Origin of the sequence: Streptomyces incanus (assembly GCF_042656345.1) — a bacterium.
GTDB classification, from domain to species: Bacteria; Actinomycetota; Actinomycetes; order Streptomycetales; family Streptomycetaceae; genus Streptomyces; species Streptomyces incanus.
On sequence record NZ_JBHSPC010000123.1, the window covers coordinates 1 to 15616 of the forward strand.

Annotated in this window: 16 protein-coding genes and 1 pseudogene; 8 read left to right on the forward strand and 9 right to left on the reverse strand. The window is 71.9% G+C overall.

The window, feature by feature from the left end:
• The first annotated feature begins 166 nt into the window (after positions 1 to 166).
• The 5 genes from ACFP2V_RS32655 (at position 167) to ACFP2V_RS32675 (ending at position 5030) form a co-directional block, all read left to right on the forward strand.
• Positions 167 to 754, forward strand: a complete 588-nt coding sequence (locus tag ACFP2V_RS32655) for an RNA polymerase sigma factor (RefSeq protein ID WP_381218894.1) — start codon at positions 167 to 169, stop codon at positions 752 to 754.
• Between the two features lie 32 nt (positions 755 to 786).
• Positions 787 to 1731 (forward strand): cupin domain-containing protein, encoded by a 945-nt coding sequence (locus ACFP2V_RS32660; protein ID WP_381218962.1) that lies wholly within the window; start codon positions 787 to 789, stop codon positions 1729 to 1731.
• Between the two features lie 163 nt (positions 1732 to 1894).
• A complete protein-coding gene (locus ACFP2V_RS32665) occupies positions 1895 to 2764 on the forward strand; it encodes an ABC transporter ATP-binding protein (protein WP_381218895.1) in 870 nt (289 codons plus the stop codon).
• Entirely contained in the window at positions 2761 to 4347 is a 1587-nt protein-coding gene (locus ACFP2V_RS32670; RefSeq protein ID WP_381218896.1) for an ABC transporter permease, read from the forward strand. The genes ACFP2V_RS32665 and ACFP2V_RS32670 overlap by 4 nt, the downstream gene beginning before the upstream one ends.
• Positions 4348 to 4355: 8 nt before the next feature.
• Complete coding sequence (locus ACFP2V_RS32675; RefSeq protein ID WP_381218897.1) at positions 4356 to 5030, forward strand: ABC transporter; 675 nt, start codon at positions 4356 to 4358, stop codon at positions 5028 to 5030.
• Between the two features lie 429 nt (positions 5031 to 5459).
• On the opposite strand, the gene mshD is transcribed toward ACFP2V_RS32675, so the two are convergent.
• A complete protein-coding gene (mshD, locus tag ACFP2V_RS32680) occupies positions 5460 to 6410 on the reverse strand; it encodes a mycothiol synthase (RefSeq protein ID WP_381218898.1) in 951 nt (316 codons plus the stop codon).
• A 296-nt stretch (positions 6411 to 6706) separates the two neighbouring features.
• On the opposite strand from mshD, the gene ACFP2V_RS32685 reads away from it, so the two are divergent.
• Positions 6707 to 8569, forward strand: a complete 1863-nt coding sequence (locus tag ACFP2V_RS32685; protein WP_381218899.1) for a bifunctional metallophosphatase/5'-nucleotidase — start codon at positions 6707 to 6709, stop codon at positions 8567 to 8569.
• Positions 8570 to 8654: 85 nt separating this feature from the next.
• Here the strand turns inward: ACFP2V_RS32685 and ACFP2V_RS32690 are convergent, their stop codons facing one another.
• From ACFP2V_RS32690 to ACFP2V_RS32710, 5 genes are all read right to left on the reverse strand, one after another.
• A complete protein-coding gene (locus ACFP2V_RS32690; protein WP_381218900.1) occupies positions 8655 to 9320 on the reverse strand; it encodes a Uma2 family endonuclease in 666 nt (221 codons plus the stop codon).
• Positions 9321 to 9599: 279 nt separating this feature from the next.
• Complete coding sequence (locus ACFP2V_RS32695) at positions 9600 to 9800, reverse strand: DUF1737 domain-containing protein (protein ID WP_381218901.1); 201 nt, start codon at positions 9798 to 9800, stop codon at positions 9600 to 9602.
• A gap of 31 nt (positions 9801 to 9831) precedes the next feature.
• Entirely contained in the window at positions 9832 to 10071 is a 240-nt protein-coding gene (locus ACFP2V_RS32700) for a hypothetical protein (protein ID WP_381218902.1), read from the reverse strand.
• Positions 10068 to 10394, reverse strand: coding sequence for a DUF6247 family protein (locus ACFP2V_RS32705; RefSeq protein WP_381218903.1), 327 nt, complete (start codon positions 10392 to 10394; stop codon positions 10068 to 10070). Before ACFP2V_RS32705 ends, ACFP2V_RS32700 begins: the two co-directional genes overlap by 4 nt.
• Positions 10395 to 10489: 95 nt before the next feature.
• A complete protein-coding gene (locus tag ACFP2V_RS32710; RefSeq protein WP_381218904.1) occupies positions 10490 to 10780 on the reverse strand; it encodes a hypothetical protein in 291 nt (96 codons plus the stop codon).
• A 273-nt stretch (positions 10781 to 11053) separates the two neighbouring features.
• Here ACFP2V_RS32710 and ACFP2V_RS32715 point away from each other — a divergent pair, with 273 nt between their 5' ends.
• Together ACFP2V_RS32715 and ACFP2V_RS32720 are read left to right on the forward strand one after the other, a co-directional pair.
• Complete coding sequence (locus ACFP2V_RS32715; RefSeq protein WP_381218905.1) at positions 11054 to 11881, forward strand: helix-turn-helix domain-containing protein; 828 nt, start codon at positions 11054 to 11056, stop codon at positions 11879 to 11881.
• Complete coding sequence (locus ACFP2V_RS32720; RefSeq protein WP_055628231.1) at positions 11878 to 12090, forward strand: DUF397 domain-containing protein; 213 nt, start codon at positions 11878 to 11880, stop codon at positions 12088 to 12090. Before ACFP2V_RS32715 ends, ACFP2V_RS32720 begins: the two co-directional genes overlap by 4 nt.
• Before the next feature lie 45 nt (positions 12091 to 12135).
• Here ACFP2V_RS32720 and ACFP2V_RS32725 read toward each other — a convergent pair.
• The 3 genes and pseudogenes from ACFP2V_RS32725 to ACFP2V_RS32735 form a co-directional block, all read right to left on the reverse strand.
• Positions 12136 to 13110 (reverse strand): annotated as a pseudogene (locus ACFP2V_RS32725) (pectinesterase family protein); the annotation flags it as partial.
• 286 nt (positions 13111 to 13396) lie between these two features.
• Positions 13397 to 14863: a sensor histidine kinase gene (locus tag ACFP2V_RS32730; RefSeq protein WP_381218906.1), complete on the reverse strand. Its 1467-nt coding sequence runs from the start codon at positions 14861 to 14863 to the stop codon at positions 13397 to 13399.
• Positions 14860 to 15594 carry a response regulator transcription factor gene (locus ACFP2V_RS32735; RefSeq protein WP_381218907.1) on the reverse strand — a complete coding sequence of 245 codons (735 nt, stop codon included), beginning with the start codon at positions 15592 to 15594 and terminating at the stop codon, positions 14860 to 14862. The genes ACFP2V_RS32730 and ACFP2V_RS32735 overlap by 4 nt, the downstream gene beginning before the upstream one ends.
• Between the last annotated feature and the right edge of the window lie 22 nt (positions 15595 to 15616).

Genomic DNA, 15616 nt, shown 5'->3' on the forward strand with positions numbered 1-15616 from the left:
GCGGCGCAGGGCGTGCGCGAGGTCCTGGGCGGGGGCTCCGGAGGCGCCGGGGTGCGCGGGGGCTCGGACCGGGGCTTGGGCGGGGATGCTGCGAGGGCTTGGGCGGGTTCTGAAAGTCGGTTGGGATCGAGTGAACCGATCCGCGGGGCTCGTCCGATGAGAGGACGTGAGCGAAACGAGAAGCGACGGTGAGCTGCTGCGTGCCGTTGCCGAGAGCGCCGACCGGCGCGCCTTCGAGGAGCTGTACCGGCGCTACGCCCCGTGGCTGACCGCCCGGATGCGCAGCCGGTGCGCCGACGCGGGGATCGTCGACGACGTCGTGCAGGAGACGTTCCTCGCGGTGTGGCGGGGGACGGCCCGGTACCGGGAGAACACGGCGGCCGCGGCGGGCGCCGCCGGTACGTCGAGTGGAGCTCGTGGGGATGCCGCCGGGTGGCTGTGGCGGATCGCCTCGCGCCGGCTGATCGACGCGCTGCGCGGTGCCGGGGCGCGCGGCCGGCTGCGGCAGACGCTGGCCCGGCTGCGGCACCGGGACGAGGTCTCGGCGGAGGAACGCGTGCTCGCGGGGGTGGAGCACGGGGACCTGGCCGGCGCGCTGGTCCGGCTGTCGCCGGAGCTGCGCGCGGTGCTCCAGGCCACCGTCGTCGACGGGCTGACCACCCGCGAGGCGGCCGTACTGCTCGGCATACCACCGGGGACGGTCAAGACGCGGGCGATGCGGGCCCGCAAGCAACTGCGGGAGGCGCTGGCATGACGTACGACTCGACGGACGGCGCGGCCGGTGGCATGGCGGAGGGCGCGAACGGTGGCACGGCCGGACGCCCGGTCGGTGGTCCGGCCGGGGGGACAGAGGGCGGCTCGCGGTGGCACGTGCCGGCGGAGGACCTGCGGGCGTACGCGCGAGGTGAGCTGGCGGCGCCGATGCTGTGGTCCGCCGACACCCACCTCACCGCCTGCGCGCACTGCCGGGGCGTCCTCGCCGAGGCCGGGGACCCCGTCGCGCTCGACGCGGGCTGGGAACGGCTCGACGCCGAGCTGGACGCGCCCCGGCCGGGGTTCCTGGAATCCCTGCTGCTGCGCCTCGGCGTCGCCGATCACACGGTACGCCTCCTCGCGGCCACGCCGATACTGCGCCGTTCCTGGCTGGGCGCGGTCGTCGCCGTGCTGCTGCTGACCGTGGTCGCGGGACGTTTCGGCGCGGCCACCGGTTCGCCCACCGGTTCGCCCAACCTCTTCCTCGCCCTCGCGCCGCTGCTGCCGCTCCTCGGGGTGGCGCTGTCGTACGGGCCCGCGCTGGACCCGACGTACGAGATGGCGGTCGTCGCCCCGATGCACGGGTTCCGGCTGCTGATGATCCGTACGGTGGCGGTGCTCGGCGCCGTGCTCGCCCTCAACGGCCTGGCGACGCTGGCCCTGCCCTGGTACGGCGCGGCAGCGCTGGCGTGGCTGCTGCCCGCCCTCGCGCTCAGCGCCAGCGGCCTCGCCCTGACGGCCCGCCTGGGTCCGGTGCTCGCACCGTCCCTCGTCGGCGGCGGCTGGATCGCGCTGCTGCTCGTCGCCCGGACGGGCCGGGAGGCCGTGACCGACCCGCTCGCCCCGTTCACCGCGGCCGGGCAGGGGGTGTCGGCACTGGTCGCCGTACTCGCGGCCGGACTGCTCTTCCTGTTCCGCGACCGTTTCGACCTCAGCCGGGCGACGGGCACGGCCGCGGGCGGTGGCGGCACGGCCTGAAGGCCGCCTCTGCCGTCCCGTCTCTGCCGTCCCGTCTCTGCCGTCCCGTCTCTGCCGTCCTGCTTCATCGGCTGCGTCGTCTCGTTCTCTCCTTTTCTTTCCCGTTTTTTCCCGCTCCGTCCCTTCCCTTCTGCTTCTTCCACGACCTGTACGGGAGTTCTGCATGACCCCGACCGTCTCCGCCTCCGGGCTGAGTCTCCACTTCGGTGGCACCCGGGCCCTCGACGACGTGTCGCTGCGGCTGTCCACCGGTGTCACCGGCCTGCTCGGGCCCAACGGCGCGGGCAAGACCACCCTGTTGAGGGTGCTCGCCACCGCCGTACCGGCCGACCGGGGCGTGTTCACGGTGCTCGGCCACGACCCCGGCACCTCGCGCGGCCGTCAGGAGGTCCGGCGCCGGCTCGGCTATCTGCCGCAGGCGCCCGGTTTCCATCCCGACTTCACCGCCTTCGAGTTCGTCGACTACGTGGCGATCCTCAAGGAGCTCACCGACCGCACCGCCCGGCACCGCGAGGTGCGGCGCGTACTGGACGAGGTCGGGCTCACCGACGTCCGCGGAAAGCGGCTGCGGAAGCTGTCCGGCGGGATGCGCCAGCGGACCGCCCTCGCCGCGGCCCTGGTCGGCGACCCCGCTTTCCTCGTCCTCGACGAGCCGACCGTCGGACTGGACCCCGAACAGCGCATGAGGTTCCGGGAGTTGATCGCTCAGGCCGGTGAGGGGCGGACCGTGCTCCTGTCCACCCACCAGACCGAGGACGTGGCGATGCTCTGCAACCGGGTGGTGGTCATGGCCGCCGGCGGCGTCCACTTCGACGGCACCCCCGCCGAACTGACCGCACAGGCCGCCGGGCGGGTGTGGAGCAGTGCCGAACGCGACCCCGGCGCGAAGGCGGGGTGGCGCACCGGCCTCGGCACCTTCCGCAACGTGGGCGATCCGCCCGACGGCGCCGACCTCCTCGAACCCACCCTGGAGGACGGCTACCTGCTCACTCTCGACGGCATGGGCGGCGTCGGCGCGGAGGTGGCGGCATGACCACGCCGACCATTGCGACCGTGACCCCGCCCGCGGCGACCGCGCCGGCCGGACCGCGCGCGTCCTGGGCGGCCGTGCTCGCCCTGGCCGGCTTCGAGGCCCGCAGACTGCTGACGCGCTTGCCGGTCCTCATCGCCTTCGCCGTGTACATCGGCTGGACCGTGTGGCGTACGCGCACCTCCTTCGAGGGCTTCCCCGCCCTTCAGGACGCCGACCGCGCCACCCAGGCCGCCCCCCTGCTCGTGGGACTCGCGGTGCTGCTCTCCGCCAACCAGGCCGTGCTGCGTTCGCGGCGGTACGGCACCGAGCGGCACTTCGCCGTGCTGGTGCTGCCGCCGTGGCGCCGTACCGTCGCGCATCTGCTGTCCCTCGTACCGGCGGTGCTGCTCGTCGCGGTGTGCGTGGGAGGGCAGTTCGGGTGGGAGGCGCTCAAGCCCGGCGCGGTCGGGAACGGTTCGCCGGGCGAACTCCTCGTCGGGCCGCTGTCCGTGCTGCTGCTCGGGACGTTCGGGGTGCTGCTCGCCCGGCTGTTCGCCTCCGCCTTCGCGGCGCCGCTGCTGCTCGTCGTGCTGCTCTTCTCCTCCCTGTTCGCCGCGGTGTTCCAGGACGACGACGCGAGCCGGTGGCTGATGCCGGTGGTCGGCGAGTACAGCACCAGGACCCTGCCGTCCGAACTGCTGGACCGTCCGGCCGCCTGGCACGCCCTGTACCTCGCCGGGCTCGCGCTGAGCGTGGCGTCGGCGGCGGTGCTGCTCTCCGGCGAGGGCGCCGGTTCCCGCCCCGGTTTTGGCCGGGGGCGGGGCCTTCGGGGCCGGTTCGTCGGCAACTGGAGTGTTCATGCCGGGCTCGCCGGGGCGGTGGCGCTGGCGCTGCTGGGCGCGGTGATGCAGTCCGGCGGCGTGTCGGCACGGACGGAGAAGGCCCGTACGCGGTACTCGACCGCCCCGCAGGACCTGCAGAAGTGCGTCGAACGGGACGGCACGTCGTACTGCGCCTTCCCGGAGTGGACTCCGCGCACCGGCCACTGGGCCGAGGTCGTGGGCCAGGTGCGTTCCCTCGCGGGCGACGCCGTGCAGGACCGGCCGCTGGTCGTACGGCAGCGGGTCGAGGCACGGTACGGACTGACCGGCGACGCGGCGATGGCCCCGCTCACCGACCCGAACCAGGTGAGCGTCGGTACGACGTGGGGCGGCAACCGCGTCCCCGAGTTCGCCGTCGCCGTGGCCGGTGTGCTGGTCACCGGGAAGGAGGCGGAGGTGGGCGCCATGTGCGACGGCCGGCTCGTCACCGTGATGTGGCTGGCGCTGGCCGGCCGGTCCGACCCGCTGTCCGACCTGAGCGACATCCGCCTCGACGACAGCACGTCCGGTTCGGCGGTCGTCGTCTCGGAGACGGAGCCGCTGTACATGACCGCGGCGCACACCGAACTCGTCCGCGAACTGCTGGACCGGCCGCGGGAGGAGACCGGTGCGAAGGTCACGGCGAACTGGGCCGAGCTGACGACCCCGAAGGTGACGACGGACCGGGTCGCGCAACTGCTGGGTCTGGACGCGCCGGAGGAGGCGGACGAGTGCCTGCAGTGAGTGGGGGCGTGAGCAGGGACATGAGCCGGGGCACGGGGGCGTGGCGCGCGCTGGTGCGGCCGGTCGTACGGACGGTGCCGTGGCGGGCGATCGGGGTGGCGGGCGGCCTCGGGCTGCTGTTCGCCACCGCGCCCCGGCTGATGGGGGAGGACGCGACCGGCCGGTCGGCGCTGAACGCGCTGCGGATGTCCGCCATCGCCTTCGCGCTCGGCGCGGCCTTCCTGCTGGACGACCCGGCCCGGCACACCACCGCCGCCGTACCGACCCGGCGTACCGTGCGGCACATCCTGCGCCTGGCCCTCCTCGCCCCGGTCGCGGCCCTGTGGTGGACGGTCGCGCTGCTGCTGGTCCCGGCGGGCGTACGGCCCCCGGTCGGCGGCGTCACTCTCGAAGCGGCGGCGACCCTCGCCCTCGCCCTGGCCGGAGCGGCGTTCGCCGTCCGCCGGTCGGACAGCACGCGGCCGGGCCAGGCCGTCGCGGGTGCCCTGTTCGCGACGGCGGTACTGGCCTCCCTGCTGTGGCCGGAGCGCTGGGCCCTGTTCGTGGCGCCGGACGACGAGAGGTGGGCGGCGGCCCACGACCGGTGGACGGTACTGCTGTGCGCGGCCCTGGCGGTGTGGGCGGCGTGCGGGGCGGAACCGGTACGGAGGCGGGGCGGCGGAGGCTTCGGGTTCCGCTCCTGAGGTCTGTGGGATCTGCGGGATCGGGGCCGGGGCCGGGGCCCGCGGTGGAGGTGATGCTGTCGGTCGATTCGGCCTGGCGTTCCGGGCTCCGCGAGCCCGGAACGCGGGAGCCGGGTACGCCGGCCGCGACCGTGGCACCTTCCCGGGAAGTGTCACGGTCGGCGGACTCATGCCCCGGGTCCGCCGGACTCGCCCACAGCGTGCGGAGGCCCGCGGGTTGGGGGGCTCGTGGTGCGGGGCCGGGTCTCGGGCCCCGGGGCGGGGGTCGCGGGCTGTGGGCCCCGGGTTTCCGCTCTCCGTGCTGCGGGTCGGGTTTCGGCCCGTGGGTTCAGGGTCCTACGGCTCGGGTCGCGGGCTGTCGGTTCCGGGTCACGGTGTCGCGGGCTGTCGGTTCCGGGACCCGGGGCGCGGGCCGCGCGGGGGCAGGTCTCAGGTCTCGGTGCGGTACATCAGGTCCGTCTCGTGGGTCAGGAAGCCCAGCCGTTCGTAGACGGCCACCGCCGCCTTGTTGTCGGCGTCCACGTACAGCATCACGGTGGGCAGTCCCTGCTCCGCCAGATGCCGCAGGCCGATCGTCGTGAGGGACTTGCCGAGCCCGCCGCCCTGGGCCTGCGGGCTCACCCCGAGGACGTACACCTCGCCGAGGCTCTCCGCCCGGTGAACCTTGGTCCAGTGGAAGCCGACGAGCCGGCCGCCCCGCTCGGCGAGGAAGAAGCCCTTCGGGTCGAACCAGGGCTCGGCCTTGCGGTCATCGAGGTCGCGCTGGGTGAGGGAGCCCTGTTCGGGGTGGTGGGCGAACGCGGCGGCGTTCAGCGCGAGCCAGGCGGCGTCGTCCTGGCCGGGGACGAAGGCGCGTACGGTCACGCCCTCGGGGAGCACCGGGTCGGGCAGGTCCAGGTCTGTCAACGGCCTCCGCATCTGCCGCAGTTCGCGGAAAAGGGTGAGGCCGAGGACCTGGGCGAGGTGCCGGGCGGCGGAGTGACCGCCGTGCGCCCACACCCGCAGCCGCTTGCCGGAGGCGGCGAGCAGCGCGGACCCGAGCGCCCGCCCGTGCCCCTGCCCGCGGTGCGAAGGGTGCACGACCAGTTCGGCGGCCGGGGGCTCGACCAGGTCGGTGTCCTCCAACTGGGCGTAGCCGACGAGTTCACCCGCGTCGGCATTGTTCCCCTCGCCCGTGAGGGAGAGCAGCAGATGCGAGACACCTGCCCGCTCCCCGCCGCGCAACTGCAACCGCCCCTGCTCGGACACCGCCTGCTGTCCGTCGGTCCTGGCGGCCTCGTCGAGCAGGGCGAGAACCACCTCGACCTGCTCCGGGGAGAGGGCGGCGTACGTCCGGAGCGAGCGGGTGCGGCCGGAGTGTGCGATGTCGTCGCTGGTCATGCGTACGAGGGTAAGCCGAGGCCGCCGAAAACGGACGGGACACGGAGAACGCCGTGACAGCCGATCGGGCCCGGCAACCACTGGCGGTGCGAAAGATAACCAGGACGTAACCGCGAACCCCCTGTCCCGCTACGCGCGTTGACCTTAGGATTCCGGGCGGTCGGCGTGCCTGGCGAGGATCCCACCCGGATTCACGTAGACCGGCCCCGACCGACCCCGGACGCAGCTCGAAGCACGCACACTCACCCGGACCCATGCAGACCCACGCAGATCCACGCAGACCCACTGGGGGGCACATGCCAGCCACACCCGCATCACCGGCCTCGTCCGTACAGCGCCGCAGACGCCGTACGAACCGTCTTCTCGCGACCGCAGCCGGTGTGCTCACCGTCGGCGCGCTGACCGCGGCCGCCCTGCCCGCCGGTGCGGCGAGCGCCGGCGGGGGCAAGGGCGGCACGTCGCACGGCCACCACAAGGGTCACGACGGCGGCAAGGGCGACAAGGGCCGCTACCAGGACGTGCAGTTGCTGTCCTTCAACGACCTGCACGGCAACCTCGAACCCCCGGCGGGCTCCTCGGGCCGGGTCACCCATCTCCACGAGGACGGGACGACGGAGAACATCGACGCGGGTGGTGTGGAGTACCTCGCCACGCACCTGCGCGAGGCCCGCAAGGGCAACCGGTACTCCGTCACCGCGGCCGGCGGCGACATGGTCGGCGCGTCCCCGCTGATCTCGGGCCTGTTCCACGACGAGCCCGCCATCGAGGCGCTGAACAAGCTCGACCTGGACGTCACGTCCGTCGGCAACCACGAGTTCGACGAGGGCGCGCAGGAGCTGGCCCGCCTGCAGAACGGCGGCTGCCACCCCACCGACGGCTGCTACACGGACAAGAAGTTCAAGGGCGCCGACTTCCCGTACCTGGCGGCCAACGTCCTGAACGAGAAGACCGGGAAGCCCGTCCTCAAGCCGTACTGGGTGTGGAAGCAGAACGGCGTCAAGGTCGGCTTCATCGGCGTGACGCTGGAGGGCACCCCGGACATCGTCTCGGCCGAGGGCGTCAAGGGCCTGTCCTTCAAGGACGAGGTCGAGACGATCAACAAGTACGCCAAGGAGCTCCAGCGCCAGGGCGTGAAGTCGATCGTCGCCCTGGTCCACGAGGGTGGCTTCCCGGCCTCGTCCGCGTACAACTACGACTGCGACTCCCCGGGCGCGGGCGACGGCGTCTCCGGCCCGATCGCGGACATCGCCAAGAACGTGTCGCCCCAGGTGGACGCGCTGGTCACCGGCCACACCCACGCGGCGTACGTCTGCACGATCCCGGACCCGGCGGGCAACCCCCGCATGGTCACCTCGGCCGCCTCCTTCGGCCGCCTCTACACGGACACCACGCTGACGTACGACCGCCGCACGGGTGACATCGCCCGTACGGCCGTGAAGTCGGCGAACCACGTGGTGACGCGGGACGTCCCGAAGGCGCCGGACATGACCCGGCTGATCGACAAGTGGAACACCCTCGCCGCACCCATCGGCAACCGCGCGATCGGCCACATCTCCGGTGACATCGTCAAGGACGGCACCGAGTCCCCGCTCGGCGACCTGATCGCCGACGCCCAGCTGGAGTACGGCAGGACGCTGGACCCGGAGACCGACCTGGCCCTGATGAACCCGGGCGGCGTCCGCGCGTCCCTCACCTACGCGGCGAGCGCCGCCGAGGGCGACGGCGTGGTCACCTACGCCGAGGGCTTCACCGTCCAGCCCTTCGCCAACACGGTCAACCTCCAGGACTTCACCGGCGCTCAGCTGATCCAGGTCCTCAAGGAGCAGGTGAGCGGCCCGAACGAGGCCTCGATGAAGATCCTTCAGGTCTCCTCCGGCCTGACCTACACCCTGGACCTGACGAAGACGGGCGCGGACCGGGTGGTGACGGACTCCATCCGGCTGAACGGCGCGCCGATCGACGGGGCCGCCACCTACCGCGTGGCCACGAACAGCTTCCTCGCGGGCGGCGGCGACGGCTTCACCACCCTCGGCGAGGGCACGGGCGACCTGGTCGGCGAGGACGACCTGACGGCCCTGGAGCAGTACCTGACGGCCAACTCCTCGGCCTCGAACCCGATCGCACCGCCGGCGGCGGACCGCATCACGATCGTCCAGTAGCCGACGGACAGCCCTGGGGAGGGGCCCAGCACCTGGCAGGCCGTACGAGCCCTACAGGTACCGGGCCCCTCCTTCCTGGTCCGGTTCAGGCCCGCTTGGGGCCGGTGATCGACTCTCCGATCACGAAGCCCGTGGCGGGGCCCTTCGGGATGTCGACATCGGTTCCGTAGGGGACCCGCACGACGCCCAGCCAGTCGGCCTTGTCGGGCCGGGGTTCGGTGAGGACGGTCACGGTGCCCTGCGCGTCGTAGTCGTCGATGATCACGTACACCGGGATGCCGGCGCGGGCGTATTCACGGCGCTTCCTGACCCGGTCGCGGTCCTCGTGGCGCTTTCCGGGCGAGACCACCTCGACCACCAGACGAACCGCCGCCGCATCGACACCGAGCCCGTCCTCGTCCGCGTACGGCTCCAGGTCCTCGGGCGCGACGAGGACATCGGGGATCCACCCCTTGCGCCGGAAGATGACATGGGCGTCCTGGTACGCCGAGTACTCGCCCTCTCCCAGGAACCGCACCAGCGCGTTGCGCAGCCGGTTGGCGATCCGGGTATGGGACAGGCGACCGGTGGGCGACACCTCGATGGCTCCCTCGATGATCTCGGCGCGGTAGCCCTCCGGGAGTTCCACGGCCTTCCATGCCTGCCACACGACCTCGTCCAGATCGGGCCCGTTCCCGGTTCCGTTCTCCGGCCCGGCCGCGGTCCTGATCTCAGACATGGTCTCGGGCCTCTCGTACGCAAGAGCGGTCATGGTGGCGTCACCTCCTCAAGTGTGGGCTGAGCGTGCCCAGGGCACAAGCAACGCGATCACGGTAGGCACGGCGTTACAGCCGACCAGGGGAAACGTCTCCTTCTCGCTCGATCGGATGAGGTCCTGGCCCGGCATCCGACGAGGGGAACAGGGCTGCCGCCACCGTACGGTGGCAGCCCTGACAGACGATGACGCGGCATCTCCCGCCGACACCGACGGGACGTGAGCGGGGAGGGGCGGACGCGTACCGATCCCGCGCGCACGCCCGGCGCGGACCCGTCACGCCGAGGCGGCGTCCCCCGCCCCGGGCCACACGACCGCCTGCGCGACGATCACCCGGTCGCCGTCGAACGTGGCCGACGGCCCTTCGTGGAGGCGATAGCCCATCGCCAGGGCCTCGCTCACACGATGACAGAACGCCACATCATCAGGACCGGTCAGTACGCGGTACACAGGCAGCCCATCCGGTGGTGTCTTCATGATCCCCAGCGTGCCACACGCGCCCTCGGTGTCAGAGGGCCACGAGGTCGATGACGTTGATGACGACGTGGCGGTTGGAGACGACGTAGGTGACGAAGCCGCCCTGGAAGCCCGCCGACCAGCTGTTGTCGCGATTGCTGAGCGCCTGCGGGCCGAACGGGTTGAGAGCGAGCAGCTTCTCGAGGCCCTCGAGCGAGGTGCGCTGGGAGTCCGGTAAGGCGGCCTTTCGCGCCGCCGCGCGGTCCACGTACCGGATGGTGTACGCGCTCACCGACGCCCGCCCGCGTCGACGGGCCGACCGTCCGCGTCATAGCCGTGGCCCTCCGCGTCACGGAACACGAGGCCTTCGGTGTCGTCCTCCGTCATGCGCTTGACGGTCTGCTCGACGTCGTCGAGGTAGCCCGGCGTGGCGCAGGCGCAGGCGAAGGGGAACCACTTGCCGATCACGGCGTCGAGTGCCGACTGGTCGAAGTCGGCGGCGGCGCTCAACCACTCCTGCTCGAAGGCCTGCAACCAGTCCCGGCGCCGTTGCAGGGCCGCTCGGATCGCCTCGGGCGTCCTTTCGCAGGAGTTCGGATCCACCTCGTGGGTCATGGCGGGCTCCTCATCTCCGGCCGGGGTGTGACAGGGGGAGGGCCGGAGGTCCACGGTAGAACGCGAGAGGCGACGGGCGGCTTCGGTTGTACGTGTCACCGGCCACCTGCCTCGACGCGTGCTCCCCGGCTGACCGCGACACGGAGTACGTCCTCCAGGGACTCCGTCGCCCTGGTGAGCGCGAAACGCACCGCCCGTTCACCGGCCTTCGGGTCGCCGAGCACGGCTCTGGCCCCCGCGAGCACCTGCTCACCCGAGTCCAGCTGGTCCGCCTCGACGTCGTCGGCGAGCCGGGAGAGTCTGCTGTCGTCCCTGTCGGTGCTCAGATAACAGGGGTTGCCTTCGGGAGTGGTCCAGGGGAGGAGGCGGAGCGGAGTGTTGCTCATGCGGAGACGTCCATTCTCTGGCGGCGACGGTGTCGTTCCTCTGACGTGAGTGCACAAGGGCGGGCGAGGTGCGTATCGCGCTCGTACGGGCGCGTACGCACGGCCGCCCGGTGACTGTCCTCGATGGTGGGAGTGCCCCCTGTCCGTGCGGGCCGCAGGGCCGGATGACGGCCGACGGCGATTACTACTTGTGTCCCGATCGTCACTTACGGCACGTACGCTGCGGAAGGGGGCCGCCGTGGTCCGGCACCCCGGACCACGGACAGGAGCGGCATGGCCGAACAGATGGACACGCGGACGGAGTCGGGACGCGTGGTGCTGGGGCGGACGCTTCGTTTCCTGCGGGAGAAGGAGGGCAAGTCGCTGGGGCGGCTGGCCGACGAGTCCGGGTACGACAAGAGCTATCTGTGTCGCCTGGAGTCGGGCGAGCGACTGTCCAAGGTGACGGTCATGGAGGATCTCGACGGGTACTACAGGTCGGGCGACCTGCTGGTCAGCCTCTGGAAACTGGCCCGGATCGACGCCTTCAAGGACAAGTACAAGGAGTACATGCGGCTGGAAGCGGCAGCACGCGTCATCCACGTGTACACGTCGAACGTACCGGGGCTGTTGCAGACCGAGGATTTCGCCCGCGAGGTGTTGTCCGAGCCGGAGGCAACGGGCCGGGACCGTGAGGCCATTGAGGAGCAGGTGGCCGCTCGCCTGGGACGACAAATCCTGCTGGGTAAGAGCCCGGCGCCGAGTGCCCGCTTCGTCATCGACGAACTCGCCTTCCGCCGGCCCGCAGCCGGCCCGGAGACGTGGGAGGGCCAGTTGAGGCGCATCGAAGCGGTCGCGCAGTGGCCCAGCATCGTCATTCACGTACTGCCGTTCTCCGCGGGGATCCATCACCTCATGGGGAAGGGATCGCTGACCCTGCTGTGGCAGAAGGACGGAAGCTCCGTGGCCTACACGGAAGGCGGCAGCAGCGGTGTACTGATGGATGATCCGGAGGACGTACTGCACCACCGCTTGTCCTACGATCGACTGCGGGATCTGGCGCTGACCCCGTCGGATTCGCTGACGTTCATCCGGGACGTACTGGAGGAGCACAGACCATGAAGCAGGCCCCTGACCTCAGCAACGCCACCTGGCGCAAGTCGAGTTACAGCGACGGGGGAGCCAACAACTGCGTCGAGGTCGCCGACGGCTGCGCGGGCCTCGCCCCGGTCCGCGACAGCAAGGTGCGGGACGGCGGGGTGCTCGTCTTCGGCTCGGCCGCGTGGGCGCTGTTCCTGACGGGGATCAGGAACGAATCGAGTCTTCGGTGAGGTGCCGGGGCCCGGCACGTCGTCTCCAGGCCCCGGACGAGCAGGTCAGGACGCCGTGGGGGTCCAGTCTCCTAGCCAGGTGCCGACCGCCTGGGCCGTCGCCTGAGTGTCGGTCAGGTGGGGGCGGGTGGAGGAGGCGGAGCCCGCGCCGGGGCCGGTGTTGCGGTATTCGGCGAAGCGGTCGTCCTTCCAGGAGAAGCCGCTCATGTCGGTCCAGGGCGCGGTGCGGATCGCGGCGCTGAGGGAGGTGTCGCGGACCGTGGCCTGCGGGTCGAGGGAGGCGTCGCCGCCCGCGTGCCAGGGGCGGCCCAGGTAGAAGGTGCGGTCCGAGACGTCGCCGTTCACCGTGGAGTTGGCGATCAGGATGCCGTTGCGGCCGGCGGCCGTGCTCGGGGCGGTGACGTAGCCCGCGGAACTGCCGTCCCAGCGCTTCTTCAGCGTGATGACGGAACGGTCGATCAGCGCCGTCGCCCGGCCGAAGATGAAGTCGACGTTGCCGACGACGTAGGAGTTGGTGACCTTGACCCTGCCGAGGCGGTCCTTGGCGGCCGTGTCGAGGAGCAGGGTGTCCTGGTCGCCCTCGACGATGACGCCGTCGAGGAGGACCTTGTCGGCGGCGGTGCGCAGGGCCACGGCCTGGTGTCCGGCGAGGGACTGGTTGGCCCGCTCGTCGAAGTCGTTGGCGATCGTCAGGTTGCGGGCCTGGAAGTCGTCGGCCTGCACGGCGACCGTCGCGCTGCCCGAGGTGCCGTAGGTCCCCGAACCGTCCGGCTTCGCCGTGCCCGCCGCGTTGTTGAAGACGATCACCGTGTCCTTGCGGCTGCCGCCGGTGCCCTGCACCGTGATGTGCGGCTTGTTCGACGGGACCTGGACCGTCTCCCGGTACGTGCCCGGCTTGACGGAGATCAGCACGCGGGACGGGTTGTTCGCGGGTACGGCGTTCACCGCGGCCTGGACCGTGGTGTATTGGCCGGTGCCGTCCTTGGCGACCGTGAGGGTCGTCGCGGCGGCCAAGGCGGTGGCTCCGGTAGCGGGGGCGGCCGACGCGGTGGGCGCCGCGGCCGGTGGTACGACGGTGGGGGTGGGGGCGGGAGCGGCCGTGCCCGGGGCGGCTGAGTAGGCCAGGACGGCGGCGGACGTCAGGGCCAGCGGGATGGCGATCGCCAGGGACCTTCCGGCCGGGCGGGGCCGGATCTTGCTGGGGTGCTCGCTCATACGGCGATCCGTTCCGTGTGGGGGGATGAGTCGCCGTTCGGTCGCCGCCGGGCATCGAAAAGTTGCCGCCCGGACCACCTGATGGTCTGATCTACGGCACCTCGGGGGGTGGGATCGGGGCCCCGGGAAGACGGATCGTGGCCGTCGTGCCTCCGGCGCCGTCCTCGGCGCCGGCCAGGGCGACCTCGCCGCCCGCCTGCTGGACCGTGCGGGCCACGATGGACAGGCCGAGACCCGAGCCGGGGAGCGCGCGGGCGGTCGGGGAGCGCCAGAAACGGTCGAAGACGTGGGGGAGTTCGTCGGCGGGGATGCCGGGCCCGTGGTCGCGGACGGTGAGGACGCCGTCGGCGAGGCGGACCTCGACCGTGCCGCCCTCCGGGCTGAACTTCACCGCGTTGTCGAGGACGTTGACGACGGCCCGCTCCAGCGCGGAGGGCTCCGCACGGACGTACCACGGCCGGACGTCCGCCGTGATGGTCAGCTCCGGGCCGCGCAGCCGGGCGCGGCGCAGCGCCGACTCCACGACGTCCTGCCAGGCGACGATCTGCGCACGGCCCTCGTGCTGGCCGGTGTCCGGCCGCGACAGCTCCTGCAAGTCGCCGATGAGCGCGGCCAGTTCCGTCATCTGTGCCTTGACCGAGGTGAGCAGCGCCCTGCGGTCCTCGGCGGGCAGGGGACGGCCCGTCTCCTCGCTGCGGGTGAGGAGTTCGATGTTGGTGCGCAGGGAGGTGAGCGGGGTGCGCAGTTCGTGGCCGGCGTCCGCTATGAGCTGCTGTTGCAGGTCGCGGGAGCTGGCCAGGGCGGACGTCATGGAGTTGAAGGAGCGGGAGAGGCGGGCGACCTCGTCCTCGGCGTCGTCCTCGACGGGGATGCGGATGCCCAGGTCCTCGGTGCGGGCCACCTCCTCCACGGCCTCGGTGAGTTCGTCCACGGGGCGCAGGCCGGCGCGGGCGACCGCGAGACCGGCGGCGGCCGCGCCCAGGACGCCGACGCCGGAGACGAGGAGCAGGATCAGGGCGAGGTCGTTGAGCGTCGACTCGGTGCCCTTGAGCGGGACGGCGACGAGGACGGCGGCCTTGGAGCTGGTCAGCGTGCTCGGGTCGTTGATCACCAGCGGCAGGGTCAGCACGCGCACCTCGGCGCCGTCCTGGTCGGTGCCGTCGCGGTACAGGCCCGTCGAGCCGGTTCCCGCACTCGCGATGACGTCCCGGTCGGACGGGGTGACCTCGATCCGGCCCGCCGATCTGGGGAACAGGCACACGGTGCCGTTGTCCAGGACCACCTGGGAGAAGGTCTCCCCGAAGGCCCCGTCCATGGTGTCCCGAGGTGTGTCCGTGCAGGTGTTCAGCGCCCTGCGGATCTCGTCGGCCCGCTGCGGGCCCTGGAGTACCGTCGCCTTCTCCAGGTCGTTGTCGAGCTGCTCGTACAGCTTCCCCTGCACGATGAACCAGCACGTCACCGACACCGCCGCCACCGCGAACGCCACCGCCGCCGCCACCAGCAGCGACAGCCGCGCCCGGATCGGGAGCGAGCGGAACCTGCGGACCAGCCTGTTCACTCCGCGCCGCCCTGCCGCAGGGCGTAGCCGACGCCCCTCACCGTGTGTACCAGGCGCGGCTCGCCACCCGCCTCGGTCTTGCGGCGCAGGTACATGACGTACACGTCGAGGGAGTTCGACGACGGCTCGAAGTCGAAGCCCCAGACCGCCTTCAGGATCTGCTCCCGCGTGAGCACCTGGCGCGGATGTGCCATGAACATCTCCAGCAGCGTGAACTCCGTACGAGTCAGCTCCACCTGGCGCGTGCCCCGCGACACCTCGCGGGTCGACAGGTCCATGCGCAGGTCGGCGAAGGTGAGGACGTCGCTGGGCCCGGTGGCACCGGCCACGGCGGTCGCGTACGAGCTGCGGCGCAGCAGCGCGCGGATACGGGCGAACAGCTCGTCCAGCTCGAACGGCTTGACCAGGTAGTCGTCCGCCCCGGCGTCCAGCCCCGTCACCCGGTCGCCGACCGTGTCCCGGGCGGTCAGCATCAGGATGGGCATGGTGTCGCCGGTGGCACGGAGGCGGCGGGCGGCGGTCAGGCCGTCCATCCGGGGCATCTGGATGTCGAGGACGACCAGCTCGGGCCGGTACGACGCCGCCTTCTCCAGGGCGTCCGCGCCGTCGACGGCGACCTCGGTGCCGTATCCCTCGAAGGCGAGGCTGCGCTGAAGCGCTTCGCGCACCGCCGGCTCGTCGTCGACGATCAGGATGCGCTGGGGGTCACGGTCGCCTTCTGCGGGGCTCATGGCTCGGGTTCCTCTGTCTGCA

Excerpts from the sequence above, each read along its gene's own strand:
- ACFP2V_RS32660 (WP_381218962.1), top strand. The coding sequence starts at position 787 with ATGGCGGAGGGCGCGAACGGTGGCACGGCCGGACGCCCGGTCGGTGGT.
- ACFP2V_RS32665 (WP_381218895.1), top strand. The coding sequence starts at position 1,895 with ATGACCCCGACCGTCTCCGCCTCCGGGCTGAGTCTCCACTTCGGTGGC.
- ACFP2V_RS32670 (WP_381218896.1), top strand. The coding sequence starts at position 2,761 with ATGACCACGCCGACCATTGCGACCGTGACCCCGCCCGCGGCGACCGCG.
- mshD (WP_381218898.1), bottom strand. The coding sequence starts at position 6,410 with ATGACCAGCGACGACATCGCACACTCCGGCCGCACCCGCTCGCTCCGG.
- ACFP2V_RS32685 (WP_381218899.1), top strand. The coding sequence starts at position 6,707 with ATGCCAGCCACACCCGCATCACCGGCCTCGTCCGTACAGCGCCGCAGA.
- ACFP2V_RS32690 (WP_381218900.1), bottom strand. The coding sequence starts at position 9,320 with ATGACCGCTCTTGCGTACGAGAGGCCCGAGACCATGTCTGAGATCAGG.
- ACFP2V_RS32695 (WP_381218901.1), bottom strand. The coding sequence starts at position 9,800 with ATGAAGACACCACCGGATGGGCTGCCTGTGTACCGCGTACTGACCGGT.
- ACFP2V_RS32705 (WP_381218903.1), bottom strand. The coding sequence starts at position 10,394 with ATGACCCACGAGGTGGATCCGAACTCCTGCGAAAGGACGCCCGAGGCG.
- ACFP2V_RS32710 (WP_381218904.1), bottom strand. The coding sequence starts at position 10,780 with ATGAGCAACACTCCGCTCCGCCTCCTCCCCTGGACCACTCCCGAAGGC.
- ACFP2V_RS32715 (WP_381218905.1), top strand. The coding sequence starts at position 11,054 with ATGGCCGAACAGATGGACACGCGGACGGAGTCGGGACGCGTGGTGCTG.
- ACFP2V_RS32720 (WP_055628231.1), top strand. The coding sequence starts at position 11,878 with ATGAAGCAGGCCCCTGACCTCAGCAACGCCACCTGGCGCAAGTCGAGT.
- ACFP2V_RS32735 (WP_381218907.1), bottom strand. The coding sequence starts at position 15,594 with ATGAGCCCCGCAGAAGGCGACCGTGACCCCCAGCGCATCCTGATCGTC.